At 63.3% G+C, this 2,501-nt stretch carries 3 protein-coding genes; all 3 read left to right on the top strand.

Annotation, left to right across the window (positions count from 1 at the left end):
• Positions 1-190 precede the first annotated feature (190 nt).
• The 3 genes from AC4FAH_RS09895 to AC4FAH_RS09885 all read left to right on the top strand — a co-directional run bounded on the left by AC4FAH_RS09895 (position 191) and on the right by AC4FAH_RS09885 (position 2,469).
• Positions 191-1,096, top strand: coding sequence for a rhomboid family intramembrane serine protease (locus AC4FAH_RS09895; RefSeq protein WP_490245964.1), 906 nt, complete (start codon positions 191-193; stop codon positions 1,094-1,096).
• Positions 1,097-1,234: 138 nt separating this feature from the next.
• A complete protein-coding gene (locus AC4FAH_RS09890; RefSeq protein WP_043334093.1) occupies positions 1,235-1,510 on the top strand; it encodes a YeaC family protein in 276 nt (91 codons plus the stop codon).
• A complete protein-coding gene (locus tag AC4FAH_RS09885; RefSeq protein ID WP_490245963.1) occupies positions 1,498-2,469 on the top strand; it encodes a DUF2797 domain-containing protein in 972 nt (323 codons plus the stop codon). The genes AC4FAH_RS09890 and AC4FAH_RS09885 overlap by 13 nt, the downstream gene beginning before the upstream one ends.
• Positions 2,470-2,501: the final 32 nt, after the last annotated feature.

Below are 2,501 nucleotides of genomic sequence, written 5' to 3'. Positions count from 1 at the left end.
ACTCTGAGTAAGTGTTCCCTTGAATGATCCTTGCTCAGTCCGGTGCCCCCCACCGGGCTTTTTTTATGTCTGTCACAAAGGCCAGACGCCTGCGGCGCTGTGGTAGATTTTCACAGGCTGGTCTGACTTCTCCTTGTTTATCAACGTGTACTGAGTCTGTTCAGTCGCGTGTCATCTTCAGAGGCATAGCATGTTCAAGGTTCTGACGCTGCCCGAATCCTTCGACAGCCGCCCCCTGCGTGAAGCCCTGTGGGCCGAGAAGATCGGTCACCAGATCACCCTGAGCCAGGCTCGCCCGACAGAGGCTGCGTCTGGCGACGATGCCGAGAGCCACGAGGGCGGCCAGGAGCTGTGGCTGGCCGACCCCGAGCAACTGCCGCGCGTCATCGCGATGCTCGAGCGCCAGTCACGTGGTGAACCGTTGCGGGACGCCTCTGCGGGCGCCGCGACACGGGGCACCGCCAATTCTCAGTCCCTCATCGCCCTGATGCGCCAGACGCCGCTGACCTGGCTGGTCGGTCTGGCCTGCTGCGTCACGGTGCTGTTCCAGTATGCGCTGGGTCAGGCGGCGGTGTTCGAGTGGCTGGCCATCGTGCCCTTCGAGCTTGTCGGCAGTCAGCACATCGCACCCGAGCCGCTGTCCGTGACGCTGGCGGGGGAGTGGTGGCGGCTCTGGTCGCCGTCGTTGATGCACTTCGGGGTACTGCACCTGGTGTTCAACCTGCTGTGGCTGTGGGTGTTCGGGCGCCAGATCGAGGCCATCGATGGCGGTTGGCGCTTCGCGCTGGTCGTGGTGCTGAGCGGCGTGGCGGCCAATCTGGCCCAATACGCCACCGGCAGCGTGCTGTTCGGTGGGCTGTCGGGGATCGACTTCGCCGTCATCGGCTATGTCTTCATCGCCGCACGCCGCCGCCCGGCGCTGGGCTATCAGATGCAGCGCTCGCTGATGATCTTCATGCTGATCTATCTGGTGCTGTGCATGACGCCGCTCTCGAGTGCCATCGGCCTGGGCGCCATCGCCAACGAGGCCCATCTTGGCGGCCTGCTGACCGGTCTGCTGCTGGGCTGGCTGCTCCCCAGGCGCAGCGCAGCCTGAGCGTTGGCGCTTCGGTCCAGGGGATGCCACCTCTGGAAATGACACTGCGCGAAACGACAATGCTAGAATGGCGGCCATCCCCAGTGACTCCGATGGTCCGCCTTCGGCAGTCGTGGACCCGTATCAGGAGAGTATGTGATGAGCAACATGTCCTTTGACGGCATGGTCGAGCAGATGACGCCGACCATCTACGAGAGCCTCAAGCAGTCCATGCAGCTGCGCAAATGGCCGGATGGCCGCGTGCTGACCCAGGAGCAGGTCGAGCTGTGCATGGAAGCCGTCATCAAGTACGAAGCGCACAACAACGTGCCGGCCGAGTCGCGTGTCGGCTTCATCGACAATGGCACCTGTGGGCCGCGTGATGACGACAGCGCCGCAAGCGATGAGCCGGAGCAGATCAAGTGGGTCAACTGACGCTGGATGATGCCCTGAGTGCGGATGAGGCCTCCGGCACGGCTCAGGAAGCCAGTGCTCAGGATGCGGCGCCCATCACGCTGAGTGGCAACCTCCACAAGATGTCCATCGTGCCCGCCGGTGAGACGCTTGCGATCGATACCTCGTTTGATGCGCCGTCGGTCACGCGGGAGCCGCTGGCGGCCAACTATGGCCTGCGTCTGGGCGAGATCACCCAGCCGCTGAATGCCTATATCGGCCACAAGGTGCGATTGAGCTTCACCGGTCAGATCCACTGCAGCCATTGCGGTCGCAAGACCAAGAAGAGCTTCGCGCAGGGGCATTGCTATCCGTGCTTTCGCAAGCTGCCGCAGTGCGATGGCTGCATCATGAAGCCGGAGACCTGTCACTACGCCGAAGGCACCTGCCGTGATCCGCAGTGGGGCGAGGAGCATTGCTTCCAGCCGCATATCGTCTATCTGGCCAACTCCTCCGGACTCAAGGTCGGCATCACGCGCAAGACCCAGATGCCGACGCGCTGGTTCGATCAGGGCGCCATCCAGGCGCTGCCCATCGTCGAGGTGTCCAATCGCCTGCAGTCGGGGCTGGTCGAGGTGCTGTTCAAGCAGGCGCTGAACGACCGCACCAACTGGCGGGCGATGCTCAAGGGCGATGTGGCCGAGCTGGATCTGGAAGCCGAGCGGGATGCCTTGCTGGCCCAGATGTCAGAAGGCCTGGCGGCGCTTCAGGCGCATTGCGGCGAAGGCGCCATCCGGGTGCTGGACACCACGGCGCTGGCCTTCGAATTTCCGGTGCGCACCGCGCCGACCAAGGTCACCTCGTTCAACTTCGACAAGACGCCAGTGGTGGAAGGCGTACTCGAAGGGCTCAAGGGTCAGTATCTGATTCTCGACAGCGGCGTGATCAATCTGCGCAAGTTCACCGGCTATGAGATCGAGGCCCAGCTCGGCGAGGAATGAGCCGCGGCTGAGCCATAGCCAAGAGCACAGCA

This window comes from Cobetia sp., from assembly GCF_983723665.1.
Note: the sequence above shows the minus strand (reverse complement) of the source record. Positions and strands in the feature narration are given on the sequence as shown.